Here is a 13,671-nt window from a genome sequence, read left to right on the forward strand (position 1 = left end):
CGCTATACGGAGAGCGAAATCCGCCGTAACTTCCTTCCTCACGTGCCGACTTGCCGACATCAACGTCCGGGACCCGCGATTCGGTTCCAGTCGACGAGCCGCCAGTTCCCGGTGTCGTCGCGCCACCAGCGGGCCATCGAGGCGTTGACCACGCGGCCGTCGCCGGGCGGCGGGGTCCCCAGCAGGCGGCACAGTGCCAGCACCACCGCGTCGTGCGTGACGACCAGCAGGGGCGGGCCCGGGCGGGCGACGGCGTCCTCCAGGAAGGCCCGGACGCGTACCTCGACGTCCCGCCGCGACTCCCCGCCCGGCGGGCGGTAGGCGGCCTCGCCCTCACGCTCGCGCCGCAGCGCCTCCTCGGGGAAGCGCTCGCGCACCTCTTGCGGGGTGATCAGCTCCAGCAGGCCCATGCCGCGGTCCCGGAGGCGTTCGTCGTAGGCGACGGGCAGCGGTTCGCGGCCCGCGGCCGCGCCGGCCTCTTCGACGGCGCGCAGCGTCTGCCGGGCCCGCTCGAAGGGCGAGCAGCGGACACGGCCGGGTGCCTGCGGACCGGTCAGCTTCAGCAGGTCCCGGCCCAGCCGCGCCGACTGCTCCCGCCCGAGCGCGGTCAGCGCCACGCCGGCGTCCCGGATTCCGTCCAGGGACCTGCCGCGGGCGAAGGCCGCGTTGGCCTCGCTCTCGCCGTGGCGTACGGCGATGATCCAGCTCGCCATGCCCGGTCCTTTCCCCCGCCCCCCGTCCACGGTATCCAGGGGAGCATGGAACGCGACGCGAGCACGGGCACGGTGGCCGGGCTGCTGCTGGCCGCCGGCGGGGGCAGGCGGCTGGGCGGCCGCCCCAAGGCGCTGCTGGAGTACGGGGGCCGCCCACTGGTCGAGCACACGGCGCGGGCGCTGCGGGCCGGCGGCTGCGGCCCGGTCCACATCGTGCTGGGCGCGGACGCCGCCCGGGTGCGCGAACGGGCCGCCCTGGACGAGTACGCCGTCACCGTGAACCCGCGCTGGGAGCAGGGCATGGGCTCCTCGCTGCGAGCGGGCCTGGAGGCACTGGCCGGCACCGGCGCGCCGGCCGTGGTCGTGGCACTGGTGGACCAGCCGGGTATCGGGGCCACGGCGGTGGCCCGGGTGGTGGCCGCGTACGCCTCGCCGCGCACCCTCGCCTCCGCCGCGTACGGCGGCAGGAGGGGCCATCCGATCCTGCTGGGCGCCGCCCACTGGGCGGCGATCGCCGCGAGTGCGGCGGGGGACCAGGGGGCACGCTCCTACCTGAGGCGGCACGAGGAGGCGATCGCACTCGTCGAGTGCGGGGACGTCGCGGTCCCCGCCGACATCGACACCCCGGACGACCTGCGGCTGCTGGCGGACCCGCCGGAGCCCCCTGCACCGGGTGCCACAGAACGTTGAACTTCCGCAATGCAAAAACTATGCTCCACCCAGCAGAAGCGCCCGTACGGTCGGCGCGCCTCGCAGCCGAAACCCGCCCGCTCCGGCACCCCGTGCCAGGGCCGGGGCGCGGTGGCCGCCCGGTTCCGCCGGCCGCACGGCACCACCCCTCATCGGCAAGAGGAGAGTCAGGTACATGTCCGCATCAGGGCCCGCACCGCACGCCGTCGTCGCCGACACCGCACCCCCCGTCGAGCGCGCGGAGGAGGTGCTGACCGACGGGGCGCTCGCCTTCCTGGCCGAACTCCACCGCCGGTTCGCGCCCCGCCGCACGGAACTCCTCGCCAGGCGCAGGGAACGCCGCGCCGAGATCGCCCGCACCGGCACCCTCGACTTCCTCCCGGAGACCGCCCACATCCGCGAAGGCGACTGGCGCGTCGCCGACGCCCCCGCCGCGCTGGACGACCGCCGGGTGGAGATCACCGGCCCCACCGACCGCAAGATGACCATCAACGCCCTCAACTCCGGAGCCCGGATCTGGCTCGCCGACTTCGAGGACGCCTCCGCCCCCACCTGGGAGAACGTGGTCGGCGGCCAGGTCAACCTGATCGACGCCTACGAGCGCCGCATCGACTTCACCTCCCCCGAGGGCAAGTCCTACGCGCTGAAGGACGAGACGGAACTCGCCACCGTCGTCATGCGCCCCCGCGGCTGGCACCTCGACGAACGCCACCTGACCGTCGACGGCGAACCCGTCCCCGGCGCCCTCGTCGACTTCGGCCTCTACTTCTTCCACAACGCGCGGCGCCTGCTCGCCAAGGGCAAAGGCCCCTACTTCTACCTCCCCAAGACCGAGTCCCACCTCGAAGCTCGCCTGTGGAACGACGTGTTCGTCCTCGCCCAGGACCTCCTCGGCGTGGCGCAGGGCACCATCCGCGCCACCGTCCTCATCGAGACGATCACCGCGGCCTTCGAGATGGAGGAGATCCTCTACGAACTCCGCGACCACGCCTCCGGCCTCAACGCCGGCCGCTGGGACTACCTGTTCTCCATCGTCAAGAACTTCCGCGACGCCGGCGAGCGCTACATCCTGCCCGACCGCAACGCCGTGACGATGACCGCGCCCTTCATGCGCGCCTACACCGAACTGCTGGTCCGCACCTGCCACAAGCGCGGCGCCCACGCCATCGGCGGCATGGCCGCCTTCATCCCCTCCCGGCGCGACGCCGAGGTCAACGCGGTCGCCTTCGAGAAGGTCAAGGCCGACAAGGACCGCGAGGCCCACGACGGCTTCGACGGCTCCTGGGTCGCCCACCCCGACCTGGTGCCGATCGCCCGCGCCTCCTTCGACGCCGTCCTCGGCGACCGGCCGAACCAGAAGGACCGGCTGCGCGAGGAGGTCCACGTCACCGCCGCCGACCTGCTGGCCGTCGACTCCCTCGACGCCAGGCCCACCTACGAGGGACTGCGCAACGCCGTCCAGGTCGGCACCCGCTACATCGAGGCCTGGCTGAGGGGCATGGGCGCCGTCGCCATCTTCAACCTCATGGAGGACGCCGCCACCGCCGAGATCTCCCGCTCCCAGATCTGGCAGTGGGTCAACGCCGGCGTCGTCTTCGCCGACAACGGCGAGAAGGCCACCGCCGACCTCGTACGCACCCTGGCCGACCGGGAACTCGCGGCCATCCGCGAGGAGACCGGCGAGCAGGCCTTCGCCGCCGGCCGCTGGCAGCAGGCCCACGACCTGCTCCTGAAGACGGCACTCGACGAGACCTACGTCGACTTCCTGACGCTGCCGGCGTACGAACTGCTGGACTGAACCACGCGCGCTCTCCCCGGCCACCGCCGGGGAGAGCCACCACCCGCCGTGGGACCCGGCACCTCCCGCGACCCCGGGAAAAGCCGGGCAGCCGACGCGGCGCCGCTGGCATGATCGTCGGCATGCCAGCACCCCGACCGCGCGCCGTGCGGCCCAGCCTGTACATCTCGGTGGACGTCGAGGCGGACGGCCCCATCCCCGGCCCGTACTCGATGCTCAGCCTCGGGGCCGCCGTCGCGGGCCGGCAGGACACCGGCGGATTCACCGCCGCCGACCCCGAACGGGACACCTTCTACCGCGAACTGCGCCCCACCGGGACCGAGACCGACCCGCAGGCGCTCGCCGTCAGCGGCCTGGACCGGGCACGCCTGACCGCCGAGGGCAGCGAACCGGCCGCCGCGATGGCCGAGTTCACCGCATGGGTGCGCGCCGTCAGCGAAGACGCCCAGCCCGTCATGACCGGCTACCCCGCCGCCTACGACTGGATGTTCCTGTACTGGTACCTCATCCGCTTCACCGGCTCCAGCCCCTTCGGGCACTCCGGCTGCCTCGACATGAAGACGATGTACGCCACCAAGGCCGGCGTCCCGCTGCGCGCCGTCGCCAAGGGCACCATGCCCCGCGAACTGCTCTCCCGCCGCCGCCACACCCACCACGCCCTCGACGACGCCATCGAGCAGGCCGAACTCTTCGCCAACCTCATGAACTGGAAGGGCACCACGCATGCCCTTTGACCACAACGACCACTACCACCGGCTGCTCCTGCGCAACATCCCGCCCGGCGCGCTCACCGCCCTGGACGTCGGATGCGGCACCGGGCGCTTCGCCCGGCGCCTGGCCGCCCGCGGACTGCGGGTCGACGCGATCGACGCCTCCCCGGAGGCCGTGGCAGCGGCCGGAACCGCGCCCGGGGTCACCTTCCGCACCGCGGACGCCACCGCCGTGGACCTCCCCACGGCCCACTACGACCTCATCACCTGCCTGGCCAGCCTCCACCACATGCCGTTCGGCACGGTCACCGCACTGCGCGCCGCGCTCGCCCCCGGCGGCACCCTGCTCGTCCTGGGCTGCTACCCCGAACACACCCCCGCCGACTGGGCGGTGAGCCTGGCGGCCGTCCCCGTCAACGCCGCCGCCCGGCTCGCCGTCGCCGCCGCCGACCGGATCCGCGGCCACGGACCGCAACCGGTCCGGGCCCCCGTTCGCCCACCCGGCACGCCCCTGCCGCAGATCCGCGCCGAAGCGGCGCAACTGCTGCCGGGCAGCCGCGTCAGGCGCCTGCTGTTCTGGCGCTACCTGCTGGTGTACCGCGACCGCACGGCCGGCTGACCGGCCCGGCCGGCCCCGCTCAGGCCTGACCGGTGTCGAAACGGCTGATCTTGCCGCCGTCCACGGTGAAACGCCACTTGGTGCGCATCTCACCCCACGCGTCGTTGCGGTAGTCCGCGATGAGGGTGAGCCCCGCCGAGTCCTGGGACTGAACGTCCATGTGGCCGTGGGAATCGAAGATCTCCCGCTCCGCCCACTCCTGCAGGTCGCGGTCGGAGCCGTCGTCGGACATCGTCGCGTTCTCGGTGAGCGCGGCCTCGAAGGCGTCCCTGTCCCCGGCGTTCACCGCCGAGACGAAGGCGCGCACGGCCGGTTCGTTGAGGGCGTCGGTGCGGATCATCGCTGCTGCTCCCTGTGCTCACGGGTCGTGCCACCAGCCTCGCCCGAGCGGCCCCGGCGCGCTACCCGGGGCCCGGCCGCCCGCCCGCCGTTCACCCGCGGGGACCGCCACGGCTGGCCCCGCGACGGGACCACGGCGACCCTGGGATCCAGTCCGGCGGCCCGACAGCGACGGCAGGAGCACACGCGTGGCGAGTGGGGGCGAGGACCTCACCGGCGAAGGACGCGACGTCCTGCGGTACGTCCGGCTGCTCCCCGTCGTACTGCTCGTCGGCGGCTTCCTGGTCGACTACCTGACCCCCGCCCAGTTCAGCGCCACCGCCTTCTACTCCGTCGCCCCCATGCTCGCCGCCCCCCTGATGTCCCTGCCCGGCACCGTGCTGGTCGGAGTGGGCGCCATCGCCGCCGACGCGGGCATCCTCGCCCACTTCGGATACATCGGCGGCCCCGGCGGCATCAGCGAACTGCTGTCGATCTGCGCCGTCGCCGCCGTGGCCGTGTTCATCAACCGCCTCCTCCACGTCCGCGAGGTACGGCTGCGCTCCGCGCGCAGCGTCGCCGCCGCCGTGCAACGCGCCGTGCTGCCCGTACCGCCGCGGCACGTCGGGCCCTACCGCATCACCGCCCGCTACGAGACCGCCGAGGCCGAGGCGGAGATCGGCGGCGACCTCTACGCCGTCCAGGACACCCCCTACGGGCTGCGCTGCATCATGGGCGACGTACGCGGCAAGGGCATGGCCGCAGTGGAGGCGGCCACCGTCGTGCTCGGCGCGTTCCGCATGGCCGCCGACGAGGAACCCACCCTCGCGGGAGTGGCGGCCCGCATGGACCGGGCGCTGTGGCGCGAGGCCGAACGCCGCGAGGGCATGGACCGCCTGGAATGGTTCGTCACCGCCGTCCTCGCCGAGTTCCCGGCCGACGGCACGGGGCTGCGCCTGGTCAACCGCGGGCACCCGTCCCCACTGGTGCTGCACCGGGGGAGCGTGCGCTCCGCGGAACCGGCGGGCCACGCCCTGCCCCTCGGAATGGGCCTGTGCGAGGCCGCGGACCACGTCGACACCGTCGCCTTCCCGCCCGGTTCCACCCTGCTCATGCACACCGACGGCGTCACCGAGGCCCGTGACGCCGACGGCGCCTTCTACGACCCCGTCACCCGGCTGGACGGTATGCCCTTCGCCGGCCCCGCCGAACTGCTCGACGCCCTCCTGGACGACGTCCACGCCCACACCGGCGGCCCCCGCAGCGACGACATGGCACTCCTGGCGGTCTGCCACTTCTAGAAGCCGCCCCGCCCGCCGCCCCGCCCGACGCGGCCGTCAGCACCCGTCAGGGCCCGTACGCCGCCCCGCAGGAGGACCGCACCCGCAGCGAGGGCAGCAGATCCACATGCCGGCGCGGCGAAGACGCCCCGCCCGCCGCGACGCGCTCCAGCAGCAGGGCGACCGCCGCCTCCCCCACCTCCCGCTTGGGCGCCGCGACCGCCGTCAGCGGCGGATCCGCCAGACCGGCCGCCTGGTCGTCGTAGACCACGACCGCCATGTCCTCCGGAACACGCAGCCCCAGCGCCTTCAACCGGGAGACCACCATGACCGCCAGTTCGTCACCGTGCATCAGCACCGCGTGCACCCCGTGCTCCTCCACCAGCGCCCGCACATGCCGCACCGTCACGTCCACCCGCTCGGCCTCCGGCAGCTCCGGCGGCGCGGTGTACGGCGACCCGGGTGCCGGGGCCAGCCCCAGCGCCTCCACCGCTGCCGCGTACCCCGACCGCAACTGCCCGGCGTGCGCCGTCTCCTGCAGCACCAGCGCGACCGAGCCGTGCCCCAACGCGGCAAGGTGCCGTACCGCCATGGCCGCCCCCTGCGCCGAGTCCGTACGCACCCGGTCCAGCTCCGCGGCCTGGCTCCCGGGCGGCGCCAGCCGCTCCACCAGCACGAGCGGCACCGCGCGCTCGGCGATCCGGCTCCCGCTCCCCGGGGCGGGCGTCCAGCCCGGGGTCAGCAGCAGTCCGTCCACCCCGGAGGCGACCAGCCGGCCGGCCTGCTCCTCGTCCCCCTCGGCGACGTAGCCGGACAGGCCCAGGACCAGCCGCCCACCGCGGGCCTCCAGGGCCTCCCGGGCGCCCTGCACGATCTCGCCGAACGAGTAGTCCAGGGTGGGCACCACCATGCCGACCACGAGCCCCTCGGCGTCCCGCGCCCCCGTCCGGGCGGGCTCCCGCACACCCCCGGCGGCGGGCCCCAGGACGGAGCCGTGGACCCGGCGCAGCCGACCCTGCTCGGCCAGCGTCTCCACGTCCCGGCGCACGGTCACGGTCGACACGCCCAACTCGTCGGCGAGGTCGGACACACGCAGGGTGCCGCGCTGGCGGACCAACTCCAGTACCCGTTCGTGGCGCTGGTCGACGTGGAGTCGCACGGTGTTCCCCTTGGTGCTCCGGGCGGGCGGTGTCGCGAGCCGCTGCTGCCACGCACTGTACGCACTGCGCGCACGGCGGTGATCCACAGGTTTCTACCGGGGAGGCTCCGCCGGCGGCAACGGTCGCGGTGTGGGGACCGCGCGGAGGAGTCGGAGGCGGCACGCGGGCCCCTCCGGAGATCTCGACCCTCGCATTACTTGGTGCTCCATGCCTGTCACACCCTGCCCCTACGCTGCTGCCGTGACCGCGCCCGCTCTGCGCCAGCTCCGCGCCGCCCTGGAACGTGCCCTCGCCGACCCGGCCATCGCCACCTCCCGCTCCCGGGAGGAACGGCTGCGGAAGGCCGCCGCCGTACTGGAGCGTGCGGCCGCCGACGTCCCGCCCCAGGCGCTGCGCGGCCTCGACGAGCTGTTCGCCGACGCCGTCCTGGGCCACCCCGGGCGGCCGGACACCGTGCTCGGCCGCATCGCGGCCGGTCTCTACCGCACCCGTGCGGGCCAGGTGGGCAGGCCGCTCACCCCCGCGAGCCAGCGCGACATCATGGACGGCATCGCCGACCTCAACCGGGCCGCCGGACGCCACGCGTTCGGGTGGCAGGCCCGTGGGATGCGCCCCTGGTCCAAGCACACCAAGGAGCCCCTGGACTTCACCGGGCACATCGTGCTGCGCCGGGCCCTGAGCACCCCCGTGGAGCCGCGCCGCGAGCCGTACCGGCTGCGGCTGCTGGCGGCGCTGGAGGTGCTGTGGGCGACGGCGGTGCCCCGCGAGGGCCTGGTGGCCGCGGACGTCACCGACCTGTCGGCGCAGGAGTCCCGCATCCGGCTCACCGTGAACCTGCCCGGCCGGACGGCGCCGACCCGGCAGGACTTCGCGCTCCCCCGGTCGGCGCGGGCGGCGCTGCGGCTCTGGCTGCCGGTGCGCCGGGAGGTCGTCGCCCGGCACCTGGACGCGGGGCCGGACCATCCCGCCAACCAGGCCCTGTTCGTCACCCTGCGGCACACCGTGGCCGAACCGGCCTCGGGGGCGGCCCGGATGGTGCCGCCCGGCATCCGCATCACGGGGAACGGGCTGGAGACCGACTACAGCAAGTGGGCGCGCAGGCTCAACGGCGACCACGCCGGGCAGAAGGGCTGGCCGGTGCCGACCGACCTCTACACCGTCTCCCGCGGCGGCGCGGTCCGGCGCGAGGCCCAGGGCCGCTCGCAGGGGCGCGGCCCGTCCCGTCACGGAGGTTCAGCGGGTGCGGGCCCGCGCCCGGTGGCCGTCGAGGACGTCCTGGCGGAGCAGTGAACCAAAGCCCGCGGACTCCAGACGCCGGCCCAGTTGCGCCTCGTCGACCCCGAGGGCGGCCGCGGTGCGGGCCAGGTGCCAGTCGTGGGCGGCCAGTCGGTCGAGCAGGTGGCCGCGGCGCGCCTGGCTCTCCGAGAGCCGGAACGTCTTGAGGTAGACGGTCCGGCCCCGCCGGTCCGTGACGGCCTCGCCGATGTGGTTCTCGCGTCCGGGGCGGAACTCCGGCAGGAACCGGGAGAGCGTGAAGGGGCCCATCCGGTACACCGTCCGCCAGGTGCGGGGCTGCTCCAGGAGCGCGGCGCCCATGGTCGTGTCGTGGAACCCCGCCCAGGCCCGCTCCTGTCCGGCCGCCGCGGCGCGCAGCTCCGCCAGGGAGCCGATGCCCGTGCCGGGGATGCGGGCGCGGAACTCCTGGACGGGCGGCATCAGCGTGGCGTAGTGGTGGACGAGTTCGCCGTACAGGTCCTGCACGAGGGTCGGGTGCAGCGCGCGGTAGTCGTCGGGGTGCGGCACGACGAAGGCCGCGGCCAGGGCGTCGGCGACGTAGAGCAGGACACCGCACTGACTTGGGTGGATCTCGAAGACCCGCAGCGCGTCGGCGAGTCCGCGCACCTCGGCCCCCGTGTACGCCTCCTCCGCGCGCGGGGACAGGCCCCGGCGCAGCGCGCGCTGCGACCACTCCTCCCAGGCGACCGGAAGGCCGCCGAAGTGCAGTGCCAGATAGCCCTCCAGCGCCAGGTGCAGGGGGAGGAAGCGCAGTCGGCCCTTGGCCTCGCGCCGGGCCGTCCGGCGGTGCATGCGCAGGGCGCCCGTCGCGGGGCGCGCGTCGTCCGCGCCCTCGGCCAGCTGCGTCCCGTAGGCCGCGGCAGGGGTTCCGTCGCCGGTCCAGGTGGCGACGAACGCGTGCGGGATGTACGAGACATACGCGTGGCGCGGGCCGAGCCGGACGGCGGACGGCCCGTCGGTGAGGATCCTCGGGTGCAGCCGCAGGTCCTCGACGGGCTGTTCGCGCCCCAGCGGGACCAGGCGCACGGCGCCCCAGACCTGGGAGGGGCGGGTGTCCAGGCCGGTCAGGTCCAGTGCGGTCATCGGGTGTGCTCCCCCCGGTCGGTTCGGTCGAACAGTCGCCGCGCGCGGGCGTCGAGGTAGGCGGCCAGTTCGGCCGGGCCGGTGCGTCCCTCGGCGAACTGGGCGAGCTCGACGAGCGCGGGCAGGTCCTCGGCGTCGCGGATGCCGGCCGTGGCCACGGCCGGGGACAGCCGTCGCACGTCGAAGTCCTCGGCGTCGTAGACCGGGTTGAGGTGTACGACCTCGGTGCGGCGGCCGGGGTCGAGGCGGGCTCGCCACACACGGAGCACCTCGCCGGCCAGGCCCGGAGGCGCGTTGTCCCAGCCGTCGGAGACGATCACCAGCCGGGACGGCCCGGTCTCCAGCGCGTCCAGGATCCGCCGGCCCAGCGGCGTCGCCCCGTACGGACGGACGAGCAGGGCGTCGGTCCGCCCGGACGTCCACAGCCCGGTGTACTCGCCGGCGAGCGCGGCGAGCAGGTGGTGGCAGGCCAGGGCGACGGCCAGCGGCCGGCGGCGCTTGGTGCCCGAACCCGAGGCGGAGAAGCTGTCGTCGAGGACGGCGGCGAGCCGGCCCCAGCTTCCCCTGTGTGCGCCGGCCACCCGTACGGCGGCCGCGTCCAGGGCGCCGGTCAGTTCCCGGCGCCGCCGCAGGCGCTCCTCGACGGGCAGCGAGAGCACGTAGGACGCGAGCCGGGTCAGCGGCATGCGGTCCAGGGCGGCCGGCACCGCGCCCGCCTCGTGCCGCCGGGCGGACTCCTGCAGCCGCAGGGTCTCCAGGCGCGTCATGCGCGGGGCGATGCGCTCCAGGAACACCTCACGCGGCACACCGTGCTTGGCGGCGAAGCCCTCGGCGACGGTGTAGGGCAGTTCGTACAGGGCGTCCTGTGCGAAGTGCGCGCGGCGCCAGGCCTCAAGGAGCGGTGTGCCGTACCGGCCCTGGCTGAGCGGCCGGAACACGAACGCGCCCAGTTCCTCCCCCATGGGGGCGAGATGGGCGTGCCGCAGCGCCCGCTTGAACCCGCCGCGGTACTTCACGGCGTCGAAGGCCGGGTCCGGGCGGGAGGCGATCCAGTCGCGGATGATCGCCCGCGTCCGCCGGTTGTTCACCCCGGACCGGCGCAGGGCGCCGAACAGCCCGTACACCCGCTGCGGCGGCAGCAGGGCCAGCCGGCAGGCGATGAGCCGGCCCTCCGTGCGGCGCTGTTCGGCGGTGGCCTCGGCGGCGGTCTCCAGCAGCCGCTGGATGATCAGTGCCGCGTTGTGGTCGTTGACGTCGAGGGCGAGGACCCCGGCGTACAGGTCGCGGTAGTTGCCCAGCATGTACGCGTGGAGGAAGTCCAGCGACAGCCGCTGCTCCCCCGCGCCGGAGCGGAACTCGCGCTGACCGGTCGCGGTGATCGCCGCGTTGACGAACAGCAGCACGTCCTCGGCGGCGACCGCCGCCCCCCGCTCGCTCATGGCGTCGGCTCCCCCTGTCGTGGACGCCGGCCGGGGAATGGGGGCACGAGCAGCGAATCATTGCTTCAGAGGCAGGTTCCGGAAGTCGCACCGTAGTCCCGCGGCCGGCAGGGCGACCGTAACAGAGCCGGTGCGGGGTGCTGCAACGGGATTCCCGCCGCCCCGCCCCGCGACGGGTACGGCGAACGCCGGGTCCCGCCCCGGGCGGGGCGGGACCCGGCACCGGTCGAAGGGCCGTCCCTCCCCCGACCGGGGTCCGCGGGTGAGCGCGGTGATCAGCCGGTGAGGCCCGCGATCCGGGCGAGCCGCCGGGCCTCGTCGCGGGTGGCGCGCGCGATGGCGTCCTCGTCGGCGGTGACGAGGCGGCCGTCCTCGACCACCGGCCGGCCGTTCACCAGGGAGAGCGTGACGGGGGCGGCCGCGCCGAGGACGAGAGCGGCGACGGGGTCGGCGATCGAGGCGTGGGCGAGGGTGTCCATCCGCCACAGGACGAGGTCGGCGAGCTTGCCCGCCTCCAGGGAGCCGATCGCCTCCGCCCGGCCGAGCACCCGGGCCCCGCCGTAGGTACCCAGGCGCAGTGCCTGGCGGGCGGTCAGCGCGGCCTCGCGGTGGGAGCCGAGGCGGTTGATGAGCAGCGCGTTGCGCAACTCGGTGTGCAGTTCGCCCGATTCGTTGGACGCGGTGCCGTCCACGCCGAGCCCGACCGGGACGCCCGCCGCGAGCATGTCCGGCACACGGGCGATGCCGGCGGCCAGGCGGGCGTTGGAGGACGGGCAGTGGGCGACGCCGGTACGTGTGCGGGCGAAGGCGGCGATGTCGGGGTCGGCCATGTGGACGCAGTGCGCCATCCACACGTCCTCGCCGAGCCATCCGGTGGACTCGAAGTAGTCCGTGGGGCCCATGCCGAACAGTTCCCTGCAGAACTGCTCCTCCTCCACGGTCTCACTGCCGTGGGTGTGCAGCCGCACGCCCTTGCGCCGGGCGAGTTCGGCTCCCTGGCGCAGCAGTTCGGTGGAGACCGAGAACGGCGAGCAGGGGGCGACGGCGATCTGCGTCATGGCGCCGAACGAGGCGTCGTGGTGCTTGTCGATCGTCTCCTCGGTGGCGGCGAGGGCGTCGTCGAGGGTCTCGACGGCGAAGTCCGGGGGCAGTCCCCCGTCGGACTCGCCGCGGTCCATCGAGCCGCGGGCGAGGGTGAGGCGCACGCCCATGGCGGCGGCGGCCCGGATGATGGAGCCGGACAGGTCACCCGTGCCGCGCGGGAAGACGTAGTGGTGGTCCATGGCGGTGGTGACGCCGCCGCGGGCCATCATCGCCAGCGAGCCCTGGGCGGCCGCGTGGGTCATCGCCTCGTCGATGCGGGCCCAGGTGGGGTAGAGGGCGACAAGCCAGTCGAAGAGGTTGTGGTCGGTGGCCAGGCCCCGGGTGATCCACTGGTAGAAGTGGTGGTGGGTGTTGACCAGGCCGGGGGTGAGCAGGTGGCCGGTGCCGTCCACCCGCCGTACGACGCCGTCCAGTCCGGCGGGGGCGGGGCCCGGGCCGACGGACTCGATGCGGTCGCCGGCGACGACGACGTGGCCGGCCGGGTACTCGGTGTCGTCCGCGTCGACGGTGGCGACGGCGCACTTCTCGATGACGATGCGCTCTGCTGGGGCGGTCATGGTGTGGCCTCTCAGTCCGTCACCGGGATGCGGGGCTCGGTTCCGTCGCGCAGGACCGTGCCCTCGATGAGGCCGTAGGGGCGGTCGGCCGCGAAGTACACCGCGCTGTCGGGGGTGTCGTTCTTGAGACCGAACGGCTCGAGGTCGACCAGGAAGTGGTGCTTGTTGGGGAGCGAGAGCCGCACCTCGTCGATCTCGGGGCGGTGCTCGAGCACCCGGTCGCCCATCGCGTACAGCGTCTGCTGCAGGGAGAGCGAGTAGGTGCCGGCGAAGGCGTCGAGGAGGTGTCGGCGGACCTCGGCCCAGGACTGCTCCCACCGCGGGGCGGGGTCCTCGTCGCGGGTCCAGTGGAACCGCCAACGGGCGGTGAGCTCGGTGGCGAGGACGCGGTCGCGGGTCTCCGGCAGCGTGGTGTAGCGGTCCTTGACGAAGCCCCAGAACTCGGAGTCGGTGGTGTTCATGACCACGAGGTCCTTCAAGCCGGAGACGACCTGCCAGCGCGCGCCGTCGAAGGTGACCTCGGTGGTGCGGGTCTCCCGTCCGCCGCGGACGAAGGAGTGCTCCTGCGTGATCCGCTCCCAGTCGTACTGCTCGATGCGGATCCTGGCCCGCTCGATGGACCCCTGGCTCGTGACGAAGTGCCGGGCGAGGTGGATGCCGAACTGCTCGGCGGACTCGATGCCGTGCTGCTTGGCGAAGGCGAAGACGGTGTTCTTGGTGGTGTCGGTGGGCAGCACGGCGGCGTTGCTGCCGGAAGTGTGGACGTCGTCCATCGCGCCGGAGAGGGCGACGGATACGTTGAGGTCCTTGACGTGGTGGGTCGCGCCGTCGCGGGTGACGCGGACGACGCGGGTCTCCGCCTTGCCGTACTGGTTCTGGCCGAGTCGGGTGGGCGACATGTCGG

Annotated in this window: 13 protein-coding genes; 6 read left to right on the top strand and 7 right to left on the bottom strand. The window is 74.1% G+C overall.

Annotated elements, in window-relative coordinates:
• Window positions 1–59: 59 nt before the first annotated feature.
• The gene (locus PV342_RS02505; protein WP_500315713.1) at window positions 60–713 is read right to left on the bottom strand and encodes a histidine phosphatase family protein; all 654 of its coding nucleotides are present in this window, start codon (window positions 711–713) and stop codon (window positions 60–62) included.
• Window positions 714–758: 45 nt separating this feature from the next.
• Between PV342_RS02505 and PV342_RS02510 the strand changes: the two genes are divergently transcribed.
• The 4 genes from PV342_RS02510 (at window position 759) to PV342_RS02525 (ending at window position 4,530) form a co-directional block, all read left to right on the top strand.
• On the top strand, window positions 759–1,403 hold the full coding sequence (locus PV342_RS02510; protein ID WP_500315714.1) for a nucleotidyltransferase family protein: 645 nt from the start codon (window positions 759–761) through the stop codon (window positions 1,401–1,403).
• A 175-nt stretch (window positions 1,404–1,578) separates the two neighbouring features.
• Window positions 1,579–3,201 carry a malate synthase A gene (gene aceB, locus PV342_RS02515; RefSeq protein ID WP_500315715.1) on the top strand — a complete coding sequence of 541 codons (1,623 nt, stop codon included), beginning with the start codon at window positions 1,579–1,581 and terminating at the stop codon, window positions 3,199–3,201.
• A gap of 122 nt (window positions 3,202–3,323) precedes the next feature.
• Window positions 3,324–3,935 carry a 3'-5' exonuclease gene (locus tag PV342_RS02520; protein WP_400796040.1) on the top strand — a complete coding sequence of 204 codons (612 nt, stop codon included), beginning with the start codon at window positions 3,324–3,326 and terminating at the stop codon, window positions 3,933–3,935.
• Window positions 3,925–4,530: a class I SAM-dependent methyltransferase gene (locus tag PV342_RS02525; RefSeq protein ID WP_400796037.1), complete on the top strand. Its 606-nt coding sequence runs from the start codon at window positions 3,925–3,927 to the stop codon at window positions 4,528–4,530. Before PV342_RS02520 ends, PV342_RS02525 begins: the two co-directional genes overlap by 11 nt.
• Window positions 4,531–4,549: 19 nt before the next feature.
• Here the strand turns inward: PV342_RS02525 and PV342_RS02530 are convergent, their stop codons facing one another.
• Entirely contained in the window at window positions 4,550–4,870 is a 321-nt protein-coding gene (locus PV342_RS02530) for a hypothetical protein (RefSeq protein ID WP_018563075.1), read from the bottom strand.
• Between the two features lie 187 nt (window positions 4,871–5,057).
• Between PV342_RS02530 and PV342_RS02535 the strand changes: the two genes are divergently transcribed.
• Window positions 5,058–6,149, top strand: a complete 1,092-nt coding sequence (locus PV342_RS02535) for a PP2C family protein-serine/threonine phosphatase (RefSeq protein WP_400796033.1) — start codon at window positions 5,058–5,060, stop codon at window positions 6,147–6,149.
• 46 nt (window positions 6,150–6,195) lie between these two features.
• Here PV342_RS02535 and PV342_RS02540 read toward each other — a convergent pair whose 3' ends face one another.
• Window positions 6,196–7,287, bottom strand: coding sequence for a LacI family DNA-binding transcriptional regulator (locus PV342_RS02540; RefSeq protein ID WP_500315716.1), 1,092 nt, complete (start codon window positions 7,285–7,287; stop codon window positions 6,196–6,198).
• 241 nt (window positions 7,288–7,528) lie between these two features.
• Here PV342_RS02540 and PV342_RS02545 point away from each other — a divergent pair, with 241 nt between their 5' ends.
• Window positions 7,529–8,578 carry a hypothetical protein gene (locus PV342_RS02545; RefSeq protein WP_500315717.1) on the top strand — a complete coding sequence of 350 codons (1,050 nt, stop codon included), beginning with the start codon at window positions 7,529–7,531 and terminating at the stop codon, window positions 8,576–8,578.
• On the opposite strand, the gene PV342_RS02550 is transcribed toward PV342_RS02545, so the two are convergent.
• The 4 genes from PV342_RS02550 to pucL all read right to left on the bottom strand — a co-directional run bounded on the left by PV342_RS02550 (window position 8,522) and on the right by pucL (window position 13,666).
• A complete protein-coding gene (locus tag PV342_RS02550; RefSeq protein WP_500315718.1) occupies window positions 8,522–9,667 on the bottom strand; it encodes an ARPP-2 domain-containing protein in 1,146 nt (381 codons plus the stop codon). The genes PV342_RS02545 and PV342_RS02550 overlap by 57 nt on opposite strands.
• On the bottom strand, window positions 9,664–11,106 hold the full coding sequence (locus PV342_RS02555; protein WP_500315719.1) for a hypothetical protein: 1,443 nt from the start codon (window positions 11,104–11,106) through the stop codon (window positions 9,664–9,666). The genes PV342_RS02550 and PV342_RS02555 overlap by 4 nt, the downstream gene beginning before the upstream one ends.
• Before the next feature lie 275 nt (window positions 11,107–11,381).
• A complete protein-coding gene (locus PV342_RS02560; RefSeq protein ID WP_386986673.1) occupies window positions 11,382–12,767 on the bottom strand; it encodes an 8-oxoguanine deaminase in 1,386 nt (461 codons plus the stop codon).
• Between the two features lie 11 nt (window positions 12,768–12,778).
• On the bottom strand, window positions 12,779–13,666 hold the full coding sequence (gene pucL / locus PV342_RS02565; protein ID WP_400796015.1) for a factor-independent urate hydroxylase: 888 nt from the start codon (window positions 13,664–13,666) through the stop codon (window positions 12,779–12,781).
• Window positions 13,667–13,671 lie beyond the last annotated feature (5 nt).

Origin of the sequence: Streptomyces sp. PA03-3a (assembly GCF_033792735.1) — a bacterium.
Lineage (GTDB): Bacteria > Actinomycetota > Actinomycetes > Streptomycetales > Streptomycetaceae > Actinacidiphila.